At 44.1% G+C, this 17,462-nt stretch carries 18 protein-coding genes; 9 read left to right on the forward strand and 9 right to left on the reverse strand.

The annotated features are described in order from the left end of the window. Positions 1 to 69: 69 nt before the first annotated feature. The 3 genes from GXP69_RS03425 to GXP69_RS03435 all read right to left on the reverse strand — a co-directional run bounded on the left by GXP69_RS03425 (position 70) and on the right by GXP69_RS03435 (position 2,331). Positions 70 to 435 (reverse strand): hypothetical protein, encoded by a 366-nt coding sequence (locus GXP69_RS03425; protein ID WP_163912397.1) that lies wholly within the window; start codon positions 433 to 435, stop codon positions 70 to 72. Positions 436 to 548: 113 nt separating this feature from the next. Then, the gene (locus GXP69_RS03430) at positions 549 to 842 is read right to left on the reverse strand and encodes a hypothetical protein (RefSeq protein WP_163912400.1); all 294 of its coding nucleotides are present in this window, start codon (positions 840 to 842) and stop codon (positions 549 to 551) included. Positions 843 to 1,149: 307 nt separating this feature from the next. Continuing rightward, a complete protein-coding gene (locus GXP69_RS03435) occupies positions 1,150 to 2,331 on the reverse strand; it encodes a THUMP-like domain-containing protein (RefSeq protein ID WP_163912402.1) in 1,182 nt (393 codons plus the stop codon). A gap of 165 nt (positions 2,332 to 2,496) precedes the next feature. Here GXP69_RS03435 and GXP69_RS03440 point away from each other — a divergent pair, with 165 nt between their 5' ends. The 5 genes from GXP69_RS03440 (at position 2,497) to GXP69_RS03460 (ending at position 7,509) form a co-directional block, all read left to right on the forward strand. Next, complete coding sequence (locus tag GXP69_RS03440; protein ID WP_163912404.1) at positions 2,497 to 3,210, forward strand: DUF4397 domain-containing protein; 714 nt, start codon at positions 2,497 to 2,499, stop codon at positions 3,208 to 3,210. 150 nt (positions 3,211 to 3,360) lie between these two features. Continuing rightward, on the forward strand, positions 3,361 to 4,668 hold the full coding sequence (gene ahcY, locus GXP69_RS03445) for an adenosylhomocysteinase (protein ID WP_163912405.1): 1,308 nt from the start codon (positions 3,361 to 3,363) through the stop codon (positions 4,666 to 4,668). A 201-nt stretch (positions 4,669 to 4,869) separates the two neighbouring features. Further along, positions 4,870 to 5,742, forward strand: a complete 873-nt coding sequence (locus GXP69_RS03450) for a glycosyltransferase family protein (protein ID WP_163912407.1) — start codon at positions 4,870 to 4,872, stop codon at positions 5,740 to 5,742. Further along, a complete protein-coding gene (locus GXP69_RS03455; protein ID WP_163912409.1) occupies positions 5,687 to 6,655 on the forward strand; it encodes an FkbM family methyltransferase in 969 nt (322 codons plus the stop codon). The genes GXP69_RS03450 and GXP69_RS03455 overlap by 56 nt, the downstream gene beginning before the upstream one ends. A gap of 26 nt (positions 6,656 to 6,681) precedes the next feature. Continuing rightward, a complete protein-coding gene (locus GXP69_RS03460; RefSeq protein WP_204281890.1) occupies positions 6,682 to 7,509 on the forward strand; it encodes a hypothetical protein in 828 nt (275 codons plus the stop codon). Between the two features lie 9 nt (positions 7,510 to 7,518). Here the strand turns inward: GXP69_RS03460 and GXP69_RS03465 are convergent, their stop codons facing one another. The 3 genes from GXP69_RS03465 to GXP69_RS03475 form a co-directional block, all read right to left on the reverse strand. Next, the gene (locus GXP69_RS03465; protein ID WP_163912412.1) at positions 7,519 to 8,529 is read right to left on the reverse strand and encodes a glycosyltransferase family 2 protein; all 1,011 of its coding nucleotides are present in this window, start codon (positions 8,527 to 8,529) and stop codon (positions 7,519 to 7,521) included. Positions 8,530 to 8,829: 300 nt separating this feature from the next. Next, positions 8,830 to 9,588, reverse strand: coding sequence for a LytR/AlgR family response regulator transcription factor (locus GXP69_RS03470; protein WP_163912414.1), 759 nt, complete (start codon positions 9,586 to 9,588; stop codon positions 8,830 to 8,832). Between the two features lie 29 nt (positions 9,589 to 9,617). Next, complete coding sequence (locus GXP69_RS03475) at positions 9,618 to 12,590, reverse strand: ligand-binding sensor domain-containing protein (RefSeq protein ID WP_163912416.1); 2,973 nt, start codon at positions 12,588 to 12,590, stop codon at positions 9,618 to 9,620. Between the two features lie 668 nt (positions 12,591 to 13,258). On the opposite strand from GXP69_RS03475, the gene GXP69_RS03480 reads away from it, so the two are divergent. Genes GXP69_RS03480 through nadD form a run of 4 tightly spaced genes read left to right on the forward strand, consistent with a single transcriptional unit; the run spans position 13,259 to position 15,320 of the window. Beyond that, entirely contained in the window at positions 13,259 to 13,852 is a 594-nt protein-coding gene (locus GXP69_RS03480; RefSeq protein ID WP_163912418.1) for a sigma-70 family RNA polymerase sigma factor, read from the forward strand. A 23-nt stretch (positions 13,853 to 13,875) separates the two neighbouring features. Further along, entirely contained in the window at positions 13,876 to 14,157 is a 282-nt protein-coding gene (locus GXP69_RS03485; RefSeq protein ID WP_163912420.1) for an anti-sigma factor family protein, read from the forward strand. A 9-nt stretch (positions 14,158 to 14,166) separates the two neighbouring features. Beyond that, positions 14,167 to 14,751 carry a guanylate kinase gene (gene gmk / locus GXP69_RS03490; protein ID WP_163912422.1) on the forward strand — a complete coding sequence of 195 codons (585 nt, stop codon included), beginning with the start codon at positions 14,167 to 14,169 and terminating at the stop codon, positions 14,749 to 14,751. Beyond that, positions 14,748 to 15,320 carry a nicotinate (nicotinamide) nucleotide adenylyltransferase gene (nadD, locus tag GXP69_RS03495; protein WP_163912424.1) on the forward strand — a complete coding sequence of 191 codons (573 nt, stop codon included), beginning with the start codon at positions 14,748 to 14,750 and terminating at the stop codon, positions 15,318 to 15,320. Before gmk ends, nadD begins: the two co-directional genes overlap by 4 nt. A gap of 188 nt (positions 15,321 to 15,508) precedes the next feature. Here nadD and frr read toward each other — a convergent pair whose 3' ends face one another. The 3 genes from frr to GXP69_RS03510 form a co-directional block, all read right to left on the reverse strand. Next, positions 15,509 to 16,072, reverse strand: a complete 564-nt coding sequence (gene frr, locus GXP69_RS03500) for a ribosome recycling factor (RefSeq protein ID WP_163912426.1) — start codon at positions 16,070 to 16,072, stop codon at positions 15,509 to 15,511. Positions 16,073 to 16,162: 90 nt separating this feature from the next. After that, entirely contained in the window at positions 16,163 to 16,882 is a 720-nt protein-coding gene (pyrH, locus tag GXP69_RS03505; RefSeq protein WP_163912428.1) for a UMP kinase, read from the reverse strand. An 80-nt stretch (positions 16,883 to 16,962) separates the two neighbouring features. Beyond that, positions 16,963 to 17,460 (reverse strand): biotin/lipoyl-containing protein, encoded by a 498-nt coding sequence (locus GXP69_RS03510; RefSeq protein ID WP_163912430.1) that lies wholly within the window; start codon positions 17,458 to 17,460, stop codon positions 16,963 to 16,965. Positions 17,461 to 17,462: the final 2 nt, after the last annotated feature.

Consider the following 17,462-nt stretch of genomic DNA (forward strand, 5'->3'; position numbering starts at 1 on the left):
CGGTAGCCATAAAAAAAGCAGCTATAGTTTAAACTATAGCTGCTCACTTTGCTAAACTTCTACTTTACATTATTGGTCGCTTTGGTTTCGTGCGTTATCCTGTTCATTGTCGGTGCGCGCCTGCGGTGTCGGATTATTTGATCCGAACTGGCCTACCGCATCGTTTTTCAGGTTGTTCGAAATGTCTTTTTGGCCGCTCTGGTCTGTTTCCATTCGGCTGCCCTGACCAGCGCCTTGTGTTGGTTTGTTCTGGTTGCCGGTTCGGGATGCAGAATTGCCCATCGCGTTCGGGTTGTTACTGCCCTGGTTTGTTATCTGCTGCGACTTTTGCCCGCCCTGCTTGCCAGCCTGAAAAGAATTCTGCGGATTGCTCGAGCTTCCTTTCTGCTGCTGACCCTGCTGGTTCTGCTGATCTTTATTCTGGTTATCTTTCATGACTCACTAATTTTTAAGTTTGTTTTCTGTACTTGGAGAGGCATATAAAACTAAAAGGTATAAACAGCTCCTGCTGTACAAGAACTATTTATACCTTTAGTTAGACTATAGTTTTACCGGTTGCCGGATTTGTTGCCGGAACCAGAATTATTGTTGTTTTTATGACTTTGACTTCCTGCTTTGGCATGTCCTTCCGGATCGCCGTGCCAGCCACGACCCTGACCGGTGTTTTTGTTGCTGCTGCCGCTATTCAGGTTAGATGTTCTGCCTGATGAAGACGAACCACCTGAATTTGAAGAGTTACGCATAGAAGACGAACTCTGTGAAGAAGAGCCCATGTTGCTACGCGAATTGTTAGAAGATGAACTGTTATTCTTGTCCTGGTTATTCATGTTGTTGCTTTTCATAGCTTAGAAGGTTTTGGTTAAACATGTATTACCCAATAGGGCTTTACCAACTGTTTTACGAGGCAAATAGCAGGCAGTTAACAGTTCGGATTATTTAATGCAGGCTATGTTATAGTATTTTGCCGAGGCTACCAGAATAAACTTTATATAGATTTATTTGACTATAATAACGGGTGTATGTAGTTGGTACGTAGCCGATTAGAGTTGAAAAGAGGAGCTATCATACTATAGAATGGTGCTGCACTCTAATCAGCCTAAGTGCATTTTACGCCCTGCATAAATTTTTGAGAAATTTTTACAAGGGCCTTTATGCCTTTTCGCAAAACAGTACGATTGGCTTCTGGTGCATGTCGGTCGTAAAAAACAGATAATTATTTCCCCCTTCCCGGATACCGGTCTTTTTGCGGATGTTGGCAACCGAATCTGGAAAATTGCGCACCGTAATGTTAGCCTGTTTTTGAGGAAGCTTTGCCAGCAGCTCTTTCTTATTAAAGCGGCTAACGCTGGTGCAAACAAATGCACGTCCCGGAAAATCGGGCAGCAGCACATCGGATGTATACAGGTGGCTGTTCGGGTGCAGTTTAAATAAACTATACTGTTGTGCTATGCTTTTATAAGCACCGGCTTTAAGTATGGCTGCATTAGGCTCATAAATATAAGTGAGCGGGTCAGAATAAGGCGCTGCTATAGTTTGCTCCTGTGCAGTGGTAAAAGTAAACGTGCTCAATGTGCCGTCGTTCTTAATATTAACAGCCTGTATCTGCAGTTGTTCCGGTGGATTCTGCTGCAACAGGTACAAAACCTCCTTGCATTCATTCTGCACTGCAATTACCCACACCTTTGCTACCATCCCCAACTGTGCAATGGCCAGGTCTATGTCCAGCATCGGCGAGGTCTTCAGCAGTACTTTATCAGCTTTCTGTAATAGTTGGGGCAACAAACCGAGTACATCAGGTTCGCAGTCCTGCAGCAAATGCAGTTTTTCTGCGCGGTCGCCGCGGCGGGCAGGATCCAGGTACAGCACGTTGGCGTAGCCGGTAAAGCTTTGCAGAAATGCAGCAGCAGTGGTAGCTATAGTTTGTATGTTAGCTGCCCCAAGCGCTTTAAAGTTATAGTCTGCAATTTCTGATAGTTCCTGGTTTTGTTCCACGTGTATAACCTGCTCAAAGCTTTTGGCAAAGTAATAGCTGTCGGCCCCGAAACCCCCGGTAAGGTCTGCTAACAGTTTACCACTTACCAAAGATGACTTAAAAGCAGCTGTCGCTTCCGAAGAGCTCTGCTCTACCGAAATATTTGCTGGAAATATCAGTTCCGGATTAAGTGCCCATGCGGGTAATTTTCCCATTGCTTTTTGACGTGCCTGTATCTGCTTTACCAGCTCCGGAACGGGCAATTCTGAGTAGCGGTGGGCCTGCAACATCAGGGCAGATGGCTGTTCCTGCAGGTGTTCCATCACAAACTTCTTCTCATTTTCGGTAAAGGGTCGCATACTGCAGCTTACAAATGGTTCGTTAATAAACAGGCTGTACAGCAAAAGTACTGTTAAAAAAGGATTCTGCTGTACTTAAAAAAACCAGGTTTACGGTTAAACAATTCTTTTTCCCGCTGGTTTTATAGCCATTATATCCTAATTATTCACTAAAATTTAAAAGCTATGAGAAAATGGATGAAATTGATTGTACTCGCTGTTTTGCCCGCTGCAATGTTGGCAAGTTGTGATGACGATGATGATGATGTGCCAGTTATTGAGCAGAAAGCAAGAGTTATGGTTGTTCATGCCTCGCCTGATGCCCCTGGAGTGGACCTGTTTGTAGATAACGCCAAAGTTAACGCTACAGCATTAACCTTCCCTAATAATACCGTCTATTTGGATGTTCCTGCAGGAAGCAGAAATATTAAGGTTAATGCTACAGGTACAACTACTTCAGTAATAGATGGTAATATTACTTTCCAGAACAATAGAAACTATACCATATTTGCGGCTGGTTCGCTGGGAAGCAATAACATAGAGCCGCTGGTTCTGGAAGATGATCTAACAGCGCCAACTGCCGGCAATGCAAAAGTCCGTTTTGTACACTTGTCGCCTGACGCGCCCGCTGTTGATATTGTAAACGTGACCACACCTAACGAAGCCGTGCTGTTTAACGCACAAAGTTTCAGACAGGCATCAGGGTTTGTTTCGGTACCGGCAGGTAGTTATGACCTGGAAGTTCGCCTGGATGCTGATAACACCGCTGTGCTATCGTTAAATGACATAAACCTGCAGGATGGTAAAATCTACACTATTTTTGCCAGAGGTTTTGTACAACCGCCATCAGGAAACACAAATACGCTGGGAGCTCAGATCATTGAGCACGTCAGACCATAAACGCTGATACACTAGTTTATACTTTACTTAGAAGCAGTGTTTGCCTGTTGGCAGGCACTGCTTTTTGCTAAAACTGCTGTAGCCTAACTATTTATTGATTTGCGTAACAAATTCCGTAATTTTGAGTTTTCATCTGAAAAAACATTAAAAATGGTAGATACATATCTGAAGTACAAAGTAAAAGACATTTCACTGGCTGAGTGGGGCCGTAAAGAGATAAGACTGGCTGAAGCAGAAATGCCTGGCCTGATGGCAATTCGTGAAGAATATGGCGCAAGCAAGCCGTTGGCAGGTGCTCGCATTGCTGGTTGCTTACACATGACGATCCAGACTGCTGTGCTGATTGAAACACTGGTTGAACTGGGTGCGGAAGTTACCTGGTCATCCTGCAATATTTTCTCAACTCAGGACCACGCTGCTGCTGCCATTGCTGCTGCGGGTATCTCGGTTTACGCCTGGAAAGGTATGAATGCCGAAGAATTTGACTGGTGCATTGAGCAAACCCTGTTCTTCGGTGAGGACCGTAAGCCACTTAACATGATTCTGGATGATGGCGGCGACCTGACCAACATGGTACTTGATAAGTATCCTGAACTGGCTGGCGGCATCAAAGGTCTTTCAGAAGAAACTACAACAGGTGTGCACAGACTTTACGAACGTGTAAAGAACGGAACGCTGCCAATGCCTGCCATTAACGTAAACGACTCTGTAACGAAGTCTAAGTTCGATAACAAGTACGGCTGTAAAGAGTCGTTGGTAGATGCGATCCGTCGCGCTACTGACGTAATGATGGCTGGTAAAGTAGCTGTTGTTGCCGGTTACGGCGATGTGGGTAAAGGTTCTGCTGCTTCACTAAGAGGTGCAGGTGCCCGCGTTATCGTTACTGAAATTGATCCGATCTGCGCGCTGCAGGCTGCTATGGACGGCTTTGCAGTGAAGCGCATGGCTGATGCCGTGAAAGAAGCGGACATCATTGTTACAGCAACTGGCAACAAGGACATCATCACAGAGCAGCACTTCCGTTCTATGAAAGATAAAGCCATTGTTTGTAACATTGGTCACTTCGATAACGAGATCGACATGGCGTGGCTGAATGGCGCTTACGGCAATACAAAAGATGAGATCAAGCCACAGGTTGATCTTTATAACATCGAAGGAAAAGACATCATCGTACTGGCTGAAGGCCGCCTGGTAAACCTAGGTTGCGCTACTGGTCACCCATCGTTTGTAATGTCTAACTCATTCTCAAACCAGACTCTGGCGCAGTTAGAGCTTTGGACAAACGCAGATGCGTACGAGAACAAAGTTTACACGCTGCCTAAGCACCTGGATGAGAAAGTTGCCCGCCTGCACTTAGGTAAAATTGGTGTAGAGTTGGATGAACTTACTCCGGATCAGGCTGCATACATTGGCGTAACCGTAGAAGGTCCGTTTAAGCCAGAGTATTACAGATACTAATAAGAATTACGTTCCCTTAATAAAACCAGAGAAGCCGGCTACTAAGCCGGCTTCTTTTTTTGTAGCTACTATAACTATAGGTAAAACCACCAGCTGTAATCAGTATTTTAGGTGTATTAAAACTGCTATAGTTGAGCATACTGGTAGAAAAATAATCGAAATGGTTTATTACCTTTATAGGTATTATAAACAGATGTTTTAATGAAAGTCAGTGGATTTACTTTTGTTCGTAATGCTGTAGTCTACGACTATCCTATATTGGAAGCGATCAACTCTATTCTGCCTGTTTGTGATGAAGTGGTGGTAGCTGTGGGCAATTCTGAAGATAACACTTTAGAGCTCATCAAAAGTATAGATTCTCCCAAAATCAGGATTATAGAAACGGTATGGGACGATAGCCTGCGTGAGGGTGGCCGTGTACTGGCTGTAGAAACAGATAAAGCCTACGCTGCTGTTGCCGATGATTCTGATTGGGCCATCTATATCCAGGGCGATGAAGTAATGCATGAAGATTACCTGGATAATGTTCGGAGAGCGATGCTGGAGTATAAGGATGACCCGGAAGTGGATGGGCTCTTGTTTAAATACCGCCACTTTTATGGTTCTTATGATTACGAAGGCGATGCAACCAGCTGGTACAGACGCGAGATAAGAATAGTGCGGAAGCGCAGTGATATCTACTCCTACAAAGATGCCCAGGGATTCCGGAAGGGCAATAACCAGAAACTACAGGTTAAGCTCATTGATGCTTACATCCACCACTATGGCTGGGTGCGCGACCCTGTGGCACTGCAGAAAAAGTACGAAAACAGCAGCAAGTTCTGGAACTCGGATGAGTGGATAAAAGAGAACATTGTGCATAACGAAGAGTTCGATTTTTCCGATATTGAACCGATAAAGCTGTTTGAAGGCAAGCACCCTAAAGTTATGCACGACCGGATTGCCAGAAAGAACTGGAACTTTAGCCGGGACCTCAGCAAGAAACATTACAGATTAAAAGATCGGGTGAAATTATTTGTTGAGCGCCTTACAGGTTACAGGCCGTTTGAGTACAAGAACTATAAAATCATATAATCTACGCCGGTTTATAGCCAAGTTTCAGGACGCTTTAATAAAACCAGAATACGCACAGCACATGGGCCACTTAACAAGAATTTTCAATAAATATCTACCGGACAGGGTACTTAAGACTGTAGACTTTTATAAGGCGTATCCTAAAGCTAAAGCGCAGAAAATAAATAAGTTTTTGGATGAGGATGCTGTAAAATTTCTGAAAGGCTACAAGAGCTTCAGGGAAGGTACTGTTACATTTTTAGGCAAAGATTTCAAATTCTCGCATGCCGGCTCGCTGATCCATTCTGTTGAGGAGTTGTTCTGCGGTAATGTATATGCTTTCCAGGCGGAGAGCAAAGTGCCTTACATCATAGATTGCGGTGCAAATATAGGTGTGAGTGTCATTTTCTTTAAGCAGCTCTATCCTGAGGCACGTATTCTGGCTTTTGAGCCGGATAAGGATATATTCAGATTGCTGGAAGAAAATGTGCAGAGTTTCGGGTTAATCCATGTAACGCTGGAAAACAAAGCTGTCTGGAATAAAACCGAAGAGCTGACCTTTTACAATGAAGGCGCCTTGGCCGGGTCTTTAACCACTGACTTTGCCAGTAAGAACAATAAAGTTACCATACCAGCTATTGACCTGTTGCCTTACCTCAATGAGCCGGTAGATTTTCTAAAGCTTGATATTGAAGGAGCGGAGCATGTTGTTCTACACCATATCGCTCCAAAATTAGCCAATGTGAAGAACCTCTTTCTAGAGTATCACAGTGACCGAAACAAGCCTCAACAGCTAAATGAGCTGCTGGCAATCATATCCGAAGCTGGTTTCCGTTACTATATAAAAGAGGCAGATAATATAACGCCCAATCCTTACATTCGTGCACCAAAAGGCCCTTACGATCTGCAGTTAAACATCTCCTGTTATAAATAGAAACTATAGGTACTTCCTTTCCTACTATGCCCATGCCAGAGCCGCGCGTATTGACTAAAATTGAGCCGGACTATCCGTTCCTGTTCTCGATCTGCACAATTGTGAATGACAGGAATGAATACCACGAAATGAAGCAGAGCTTTGAGCAGTGTGGTTTTGTGGAAGATTGTGAATACCTGGTGGTGGATAACACAAATGGCAACTCGCTGGATGCTTACCAGGGCATTGCCGCTTTCATGAAACAGGCTCAGGGCCAGTATCTGGTAATTGTGCACCAGGATGTAAGGTGCATTGATACAAAGGACCGGCTGGTGCAGTGTCTGCAAGAACTGACAGCAAAAGACGACAAATGGGCTGTATGTGGCAACGCAGGCATGTATGGCTACCATGGCAGGGCAATGCATCTTCAGAATGATGATGAATTGATTATGTATGATAACCTGCCGGCCAAAGTTTACTCACTGGACGAAAACCTGCTTATAGTTAACAGGGCTACCAATCTTACAGTTTCCGGCGACTTGTCAGGGTATCATTTGTATGGAACCGACCTGTGCCTGCTTGCCGATATACTGGGCTATACCTGTTATGTGATTCCCTTTATGGTGAACCATCTGAGTAAGGGTAACCTGAAAGCATTGCAGGAACACATCCCTTCCTTCTGGTCGGCATATGGCCGAAAGCTGAGAAGCCGCTACGTTGAAACCACTTGCACCAAGTTTTACCTGAGCAATGGCGTAACACAAACAAAAGTGTATAACGCTGCGGGTGTGTTTGGCCTGTTAAAGGTTGTAGAGCGACTAAAGCAGGTAGCAGGACTGGTAAAAAACGGTAAACAGCACAAGCGGATTAAATAAAGACTGTTCTCACAACTGTATTTCTTTCCCTTTCAGATCCAGGAGTGCTTTTCCTTTTATGCTATCCCGGATAAAGCTGCTCACTTCCTGCACAGTTTTGCGCGTGTTTAATTTAGCTGCCAGCCTCTCAAATTCTTCTCTGGACGTTTTAACCTCTTTTTGTTTCTGGAGGAACAGCTGTAACGATTGTACATAGCTGAAGTTAAATGTAACTACTCGCATGAGCAGCTCGGGCATAAGCTGTGAATACCAGGCAAGTTTTGTAGCGCCGTCCAGGTGCAGGGCATGTAAGAATAACTTATTCCGGTTGTAAATGGTATTGATGAACTTCTTTTTGCAGCTTGCTTTGATAGTGGTCGTTACCTGGTGCTTGCAAACGCTGTTATAGTCGTAATAGCACTTAAATCCTAAGCGCCAGGCCCGTAGCGAAAGGTCTACATCTTCGGAATAGAAAGGGGAGAACAGCTCATTAAAGCCACTTAACAGCAGGAATTTTTCCTTATCAACAAAAGCATTGGCGCCAGACAGGTACATGGAATATAAGCCATCCTGCATCTGTGTTTCATCTTTAAGCAGGTAGTTTCCCGAAGTTTTCAGTTTTACACCATGAAATGTTGGCAGCTTGGCACCATCCTGTATTTTTTCGTCTTCCCAGCCTATAATTCTGCCCATAACCCCAAATGTGTCAGGCTTATCAAAGTAACGCAGTTGATTATTAAAATAGGTGGGTGTCAGTTTAACGTCGCTGTTTAGCAGCAATATCTTGTCGTATTTTGCGGTAGCTGCCCCAAAGTTACATGTTGCAGAAAATCCTCTGTTACGGGGATTTACGATAACCTTAACACTCGGGTAGTTTTTCAGGAGGTACTCTACAGAGCCATCAGTGGAGCAGTCATCGACAACTATAATCTCGCTGGGCTTGCCCGCATTCTGCAGGGCTTGCTCTACCGTTGGAAGTGTTTGATCAAAAAGATGGACACCATTATAGTTTGGAATAACTACTGAGATACCTGCTACCATACCGGGACCTTAAGGGATTTATTGGCTAAATATACAGCCGATACTATAAGAAACTAGCAAACTTGCCTGATAACTATAAACTCTTTTTATCAGAAACTATAGGATTTTGAGTAAACCATCTTTAAGTGTTCCTGATAGTCAAAGGCCTGTAAATGTATTTAATTAATGTGAATAAGGAAACCGGAAAACCTGATGCAAATGCAGGAAGTTCCATATAGGCTGGAAAAGAAAGGGGAATGGCAAAGCCCTGCCACTGTTTTACAATGTCATTTGAGGTGGCGAACCAGCAGGAAACTATAGTTACAGAATGTTAAACCGCGACATTAATGTCTTTTTATACGACTTGCCTATCGGAATTTCGCCTTTACCAAACACTACGGCATTTTCTTCCAGTGCTTCTACCTTATCCAGGTTTGCAATGTAGGAACGGTGCACCCGCACAAAGTTGTGGGGCGGCAGCTTATGTTCCATGTCCTTTAAAGTAGAACTAACCAGGTATTTCTGATCGGCAGTAACAATAAAAGAGTAGTTGTCATAGGCCTCGACCCATAGTATGTCGCTGTACATTACTTTAATAATGCGGTGCTTTACTTTAACAAAAATATAGTCCTGCGATGCTTCCTGTTCTTTCGGGTTATCCGGATTTTCGGTAGCCTTGCCGTTGCCATTTCCGTTGTGCTTAAGGGTGTGGCCATGCTTATACAAAGCGATCTCTATAGTTGAGCGCAGGCTTTTTTCGTCGAAGGGTTTTACAAGAAATCCATCAGGTTCAGTTTTCTTGGCACGATCTATAGTAGGTTTATCAGCATAGGCAGTCAGGTAAATAAAAGGGATGTTAAATTCTTGTTTTATGCGGGAGCCTATCTCCACGCCGTCCGAATCTCCACGCAGGTTAATATCCAGCAATACCAGGTCCGGTTGGGTTTCCCGGATCATGTCGATGGTGGATTCGCCTGAGTCGATGGCACACGTTTCGTACCCTAGGTCTTCCAGGCATGCAGCAATGTCTTCTGCAATTATCACCTCGTCCTCCGAAATAAGAATTTTAGGTTTCGTCATAGCATTAGGTACTTACGTGAAATTTTGAATTATGATGGCAAAACAAAATACAATATTGTTTTAGTGCCATTGATGTTGTCAAATTTTATACTTCCATCCAGTTTCTTTATAAGTGAAGAAACCAGTTTAAGCCCAAAAGATTGTTGCTGATCCTGCACCTCGGAGAAGCCGATACCGTTATCCCAAACTATAAGCCTGTAGGTGTCATCGTGCAGTTTATCAAGGTCTATTCCCAGGCTGCCACTATATGAATCCGGGAATGCATACTTCAACGTATTTGAAATAAGTTCGTTAACTATTAACCCCAATGTAATGGCCGTATCAATGTCTACTTTTAGCGGGGCCATGTTAAACTGCAGTTTTACCCTGTCTTCAGTAACTCCGTAAGCGGCATACAGGCTCTCACAAATCTCTCTGAAATAGTCTTCAAGTACGATATGCTCCAGGTTATCGTGGCGGTAAAGGCGCTCATGTAGCAAGGCCATGGAACGCACACGACTGCGTAGTGCCTGCATTACTTCCAATGCGGCAGGGTCTTTTACATGGCGGGCCTGTAGGTTCAGTAGGCTAATCACGATCTGAAGGTTATTTTTTACTCTGTGGTGTACTTCCTGTAGTAATAGTTCTTTTTCGCGGTTTTTGCGCTCCAGCATGCGGGTACGGTGCTGCACACGCATATCCAAAAGCGTATTCATTTTCAGGAGGCTCTTTTCGCGCATGCGCACCACGCTTATAATGGCTCCTGTAACCAGCAGAAGCATAATGGCAATAAACCACTGCCGGCGCCAGACCGGTGGTATAACCGAGAAAGTATAGGTGAGGGGCTCCGGACTCCAGTATCCGTCATTGTTCTGTGCTTTCAGCTTAAATGTATAAGTGCCCGGCGATAAGTTGGCATAGGTAGTGAAAGAATGCTCGGTAGTTTCAGACCACTGCTGATCGTGGCCCTCCAGCATATAACGGTATCTTACTTTTGCCGGATCAGAAAGGCAAATACCATGAAAGTCGAAAGTGATGTGGTTTTTATTATGAGGTAACCGAAGGTTTACAGGAAGGCCGCTTGCAGGGTCAGTTTTATAGCCTAATTCATCCCAATTAGTAGGTTGCATCGATAACCTGATATCGGTCAGGAGCAATTCAGGGGTTGCTTTATTTATTCTGTCCAATTCCGGAATATATTGAGTAAGTCCTTTGATGGTGCCAAACCATAGTTTGCCGTCCGGGGTTTGGGTAATGCCATTATAAGATACTTCAAGCCCCCGGAAACCATTTTGCCCACTGTATTCTCTAAATCTGAGCTTCTGGGTTTCTTGGAAATAGGACAGGTCTACTTTAAGCAAGGTGCTGTTGGTGCCTATCCAAAGGTTATTGTCCCGGTCGGTATAGAGCGATTTAACCCCTTCGTTGGGCAGGCCATTGCCAGCATTAAATAATTTAGTGGTACCACTTTTTTCATGGTAAGCTAACAGGCCATAGTTGTACCCGCCAAAAAACAGCCAGCCATTCTGGCCCTCTGCAATGCTTCGTACTTTACCAAAGTGACGGCTTGCAAGTTCAGGTACAGGGTATAATTTATCTTCCTTAAGTTGGTACACTTGCCTGTCTGTGCCTACCCATAGCTGGTGCTGTTTATCCCTGAAAATATAGTATGCCTTACCTGGGTCGGAGCCGTCTGCTGAGGCTATAGTTGTTATCTTGCCTTCCTGATAAGTGGCGACACCTCCTGCTGTAGCAAACCACAGGGAATTGTCAGGGGCTGCAGCTATAGCATATACATCATTTGAAGGAAGGCCGTGCGCAGAAGAGAAGTGCTTTACCCCTTCGGGTTTTAAGTTCCAGATGCCCTGGCTGGTAGCAACCCAAACATCTTCCGGCGACACTACCCACATACTATAGAGCGTGGTGCCCGGCGGCCAGATCCTGGTGCGCAACATCGTTATTTTTCCTTGCTGTATATAGCCAGCATCCCCGTTGGCTGTGCCTATCCATAAACGCCCTTTAGTATCCTGAGCAAGGGCTGTAATGTGTGGCTCGCTTATTTCGCCTAATTCAAAATAATGGAGAAACCATTGTGCCCGATGCTGTTGCAAACCATAACCATTAGTGCCTATCCAGGTATTCTTTTCCGTATCGGTGTATAAGGTGGTGACGTGGTCAGAACTAAGGCCATTAGCTTTTGTCAGGTGTAATGTCTCGTCGTCTTTCACAGACAGGATGCCGTCGTTCTGTAGTGCAATCAGTACGTGGCCGTATGCGTCATGCGTAAAATCAGTTACTGAGGGGTTAACTATAGTTGCGGGCAGGGGTACCGGTGTAACTTTATTGCCGGTAACTAGAGCGGGTCCTTTATCAGTTCCGATCCAAATTTTATCAGCTGAATCTCCACTATAGATAGCAGTTATATGATTAGATGGGAGGTTGTATCGAGCGCTTGAAAAATGATATAGTTTATTTTGATACAACCTGTAGAGCCCGTCAGATCTGCTGCCAGCCCAAATGGCGCCTTTTGCGTCGCTGTAAATTACGGTGTAAGGTTGTTTCTTAAATTCTGGTGATCTGATGAATTGATTTCCTGTTAATGTAAAGATACCGGAATCTGTTGCTACCCATAGTTTGCCTAGTTTATCTTCGGTTATGCTGGTTACATTGGTGCTTGTTAAACCGGCTTTGGCGCCATAAAGGATAAATTTAGCTCCATCAAAACGCGTCAGGCCATTGTCAGAACTACCAACCCAGATTTGATTTCGACTATCCTCAAAAATGCAGGTGGTGTTATTGCTTGCCAGGCCCTGCTTAGTGGTATACGTATAGAAGGTGTTACCATCAAATCGGCTGACGCCTCCGTAGGTCGCAACCCAGATTTGCATCCGGTGGTCCTGATGAATGTCGTTTATCTGAGATTGCGGCAGTCCGTCTGCTAAGGTCCAGTTATGGAAATTGTATTGTTGTGCAAACACAGCATTTCCGACCAACAACAATAACAGCAAACACAAGAAGCGCATATAGTATATCCGAAGTAGCAGGCGCAGAACTATAGTTTCTGTGCTTTGAGTAATTAAACTTTTGCAAGTGTGTTTTGTACTACGGATATATTATGAAAAAGTAGACGTTTGAAAGAAGGTTTCTGAAAATTAGTGAATGTGTGCTATATAGTTGTAAACAGCACATGAATAGAGGCCAGTTTAACTTTAAAGGATTTTACAGAAAAAAAGGAAGAATCAAGATGAATATTTACGCAGATTGACCAACTCTAAACATTTACAAGAATGTTCGCTATGGTTTCAGGTAATATTAACTATACCTGACCGGAACAACTCAGGCAAATAGCGACTGTTTTATAGTTTAATACCGCGTAATTTAACTGAAGCTAACTATAGTTCTTGCCTTTAACTTAAAGCGTAGTGTTTTCCTGCTGCATCCGCCAGAGTTTAAGGTAGCGCATGAGCAACTATGTTTTAAAGTCTGTTATGTACTATAGTTTGCCTTGCTTATACAAAAACAGCACTATAACCCGGATTTGCGTATACGTTAGACTATAATTGCACAAAAGGCAACCTACTGCAGGTTGCGGTTGCAACCCTTATGTGGCAAGAGAGGTATGTAATTTAAATTCCTATATTTGCGTACAATACGCCTAGGGGACTTTACTAAAGGTATAAACTATACTTAGATGAGCGAGCAAACAGGTAAACAATTAAGTAAAGAGGAGAAAGACGCCCGTTTTGAGGCAGAGCTATTGCCTGTGCTGGACCCTCTGTACAACTTTGCCTACAGACTCACCTTAGATGAGGATGATGCCAACGACCTGGTGCAGGAAACCTACCTGAAGGCATACCGCTTTTTTGACTACTTCGAGCAAGGAACTAATGCCAAAGCATGGCTGTTCCGAATCCTGAAGAACTCCTTCATTAACGAGTTCAGAAAAAAAAGTAAGCAGCCCGCTAAGGTAGATTATAGCGAAGTAGAAGGGTACTATAACACCGACGACGTAGAAGGGGATAGTGGCGTGGCCACAACAACCGATATGCGTAGCGAAAGTGTGCAGGACCTGATCGGGGATGAAGTGGCAAGTGCTTTAAATACACTCCCAGTAGACTTCAGAACAGTAATCATACTTTGTGACCTGGAGGGTTTTACCTACGAGGAAATGGCCAAAATTCTGGACATTCCTATTGGTACGGTACGATCAAGGCTGCACCGCGCCCGCAACTCTTTAAAAGAAAAACTTGAAAAATACGCCAAAACAATGGGTTACAACAGTTAGAAAAATACTTTAGTTGAGTAAAGATGGAATCGAAATTTACAGAAATGTATCAGAAAGAGCCTGCAGAGGAGAATGGGAACGGGTGCGAACAGGTTATTAACCTGCTTGACCTTATGGTAGACGGAGAGGCATCTGCCGAAGAGCAGCACTTCTTTAATAAACATATTGAAGAGTGCGTAAACTGCTTCGAAAACCATCAAAAACAAAAACTCCTAAAAGGACTCATTAGTGGCCACCTAAAGCGTGTTATAGTGCCCGAAAGCCTGGCGCAAACTATAAAAGCCAAAATACAGGAAACCATTTAAACACCCCTGATGCAAGGAAAGATTATTATCTTCTCGGCCCCATCCGGAGCCGGTAAAACTACCATTGTAAAGCACCTGCTAAGCGTAAACCCGGAATTAAACTTCTCCATTTCAGCCTGCACCCGCGATAAGCGCGGCCGAACCGAAGAAAACGGAAAAGATTACTACTTCATCACTCCTGAAGAGTTTAAAACTAAAATCGCAAACGACGAATTTGTTGAATGGGAAGAAGTATATGAGGGTGCTTTTTACGGAACATTAAAATCAGAGATAGAACGTATCTGGGCAAGCGGAAAACACGCCATACTGGATGTAGACGTTAAAGGAGGATTAAGCATAAAGCATTTTTACAAAGAAAGAGCGCTAGCCGTTTTTGTTAAGCCCCCTTCTATCGAAGAACTGGCTAAACGCCTGACTGCACGTAACACCGATTCGGCATCGAGCATCAGCAGCCGGGTTTTTAAAGCCAATTTTGAGATGGGATTTGAAGACCAGTTTGATGAGGTTATTGTGAATGATAACCTGGAGACTGCCTGCACTAAAGCCGAGAAGCTAGTTAACGATTTCCTGAAGTCAGAACCGGCTATAGTATGAAGGTAGGGCTACTGTTTGGTTCTTTTAACCCGATCCATACCGGCCACCTAATACTTGCCAACTATATGGCCACCAACACCGACCTGGATACGGTGTGGCTGGTAGTGTCGCCGCAAAATCCGTTTAAACCCAGTAACACGCTGCTGCACGAGTTCGATCGGCTGCATATGGTGTCGTTGGCGATAGCGGATAATCCAAACCTGGGGGTGTCGAACATCGAGTTCAGTATGCCCAAGCCAAGTTATACGATTGATACACTGACGTACCTGCAGGAAAAGTACCCGAGCTACGAGTTTGTGCTGATTATGGGTGAAGACAATGTGCCGTTGTTCCCGAAATGGAAGAACTATGAGCGCATACTGGAGTACCACCAGGTATATGTTTACCCAAGATCTGGCTCCGTTACCGAAGAGCTGGCTACTTACCCGAACATGAAGTTTGTGAAAGCGCCTGTACTGGATATTTCAGCAACTTTTATCAGGCAATGTATCCGGGAAGAGAAAAGTGTGAAATACATGATGCCCGACGATGTGATCGAGTATATCAAAGTACATAAGCTGTATAGTTAGCTATTGCTGGTCTCCAGAACTTAATACCGTTTTTGTTTATCAAACTATAGTTTAGTTTTGAAGTACAGTTCTATAGTTTGGTACTATTAACTATAGAGTTACATTAACTAGAAGCTCAGACAAAAAATAAGCCCTGCGAACTTACTCGCAGGGCTTCTTTTTTATAGTTGAGTTTTGATCCTGAAAGCTTAGATCGTCATGATCTCAGCTTCTTTCTTACTCAGCAGCTCATCGATCTTCACGATGTAAGCATCTGTCATTTTCTGTACTTTGGCTTCTGCATCGCGTACTGCATCTTCTGAAGTGCCTTCTTTCTGAAGTTTTCTCAGGGTGTCGTTTACATCTTTACGGATGTTGCGCACTGCAACTTTACCAGACTCTGTCTCACCTTTCACCTGCTTTACCAGTTCGCGGCGGCGTTCCTCAGTAAGTGCCGGAATATTCAAACGGATAGCATCAGCTTCCTGCTGTGGATTAAGACCAAGATCGCTGTTCTTAATAGCTTTGTTGATCTCGCCCAACATGTTTTTTTCCCATGGCTTAATCATAAGGGTACGTGCATCCGGAGTGCCAATGTTGGCTACCTGCGAAATGGGTGTTGGTGTGCCGTAGTAATCTACTCTCAGGTGCTCTACCATAGCAGGAGATGCTTTACCGGCTCTAATTTTAGTTAGCTCTGCGCCGGTGTGCTGTACAGCCTTTTGCATAGACTCCTCTGCTTCGCTGAGGTAAAACTGAATTTCTTCCGTCATATCAATTGTAGCTTAAGATTCTTAGTTAAACTATAAGTATACTTTGAGGTTACAAAATTATTAATTCCTGTATATTAGCTGCAGAAGCAATTATGCTCCTTCAGTCATGGTTACAAGTGTGCCCACTTTATCGCCGCTAACTACGCGCTTCAGGTTGCCTGGTTTGTTCATATCAAAAACAATGATCGGCAGGTCATTTTCCTTGCATAGTGTAAAGGCGGTCATGTCCATTACGTTCAGGCCTTTTTCAAACACATCGCGGAAAGAGATGTCTGAATAGAATATGGCGTTCGGATCTTTCTCCGGGTCAGCAGAGTAGATACCATCTACGCGAGTGCCTTTCAGTACCACATCTGCCTCAATTTCGATGGCGCGCAAGCTGGCTGCTGAATCTGTAGTGAAATAAGGGTTACCGGTACCAGCACCAAAAATAACCACACGGCCTTTTTCCAAGTGACGCACTGCACGGCGGCGAATGTAAGGTTCACACACCTGCTGAATGTTGATGCCTGATAATAAACGGGTGTAAACGCCTAATTTCTCAAGCGCACTCTGCAGGGCCATACTATTGATTACTGTTGCCAGCATGCCCATGTAATCTCCCTGCACACGGTCTAAGCCTACTTCTTCGGCCTGTACACCTCTAAAGATGTTGCCACCGCCAATTACTACTGCTACCTCTACACCAAGCGCTGCCACTTCCTTTATCTCCTGCGCATACTGCATCAATCTTTCCGAGTCAATGCCGTACTGCTGATCGCCCATTAGTGCTTCACCGCTTAGTTTTAATAAAATTCGTTTATACTTCACGATCTATAGTTATGTAGTTTACAGATACTTTATCCTTGATTCGGGCGGCAAAGGGCTGCCCTGCTGGCAACACCAAAAAACTAAAATAGGATCAAAACCTGGTTTTTCTCCACGTTCTGTTTTACTGCTACCTTTATCTCTTTTACCACTCCATCTCCCGGCGACTTCAAAATGTTCTCCATCTTCATCGCTTCCAGGATCATGATCGGGTCGCCTTTCTTTACTTCCTGCCCTGGCTGTACCTTAATATCAAGTATAAGACCAGGCATAGGAGCCTTTACGTCATTTACTTTCTGGGTATTTGCATTGCTCATGCCCAGTTTATCAAGTAACAGGTCGAACTGGTCCTTAACACTTACCGTATGGGTAGTTCCGTTAATCTTAAACGTGAAGGTTTTTGCCTGATAGTCGGCCTGCACCAGTTCAGCTGTGTAAGACTTATAGTTATGGATGATGTGGTAGGTGTTATTCCCTAAAGGAGCGATGTCCCAGTTTAAAGGAGTATTGTTGAGAAGTATAGCATCTTTTTGTATGTCAACCTGCCATGTTTTGTCGTTAGCGGTTTTTACCTGCAGCATCT

Source organism: Pontibacter burrus (assembly GCF_010686685.1).
In the GTDB taxonomy this organism is placed as follows: Bacteria; Bacteroidota; Bacteroidia; order Cytophagales; family Hymenobacteraceae; genus Pontibacter; species Pontibacter burrus.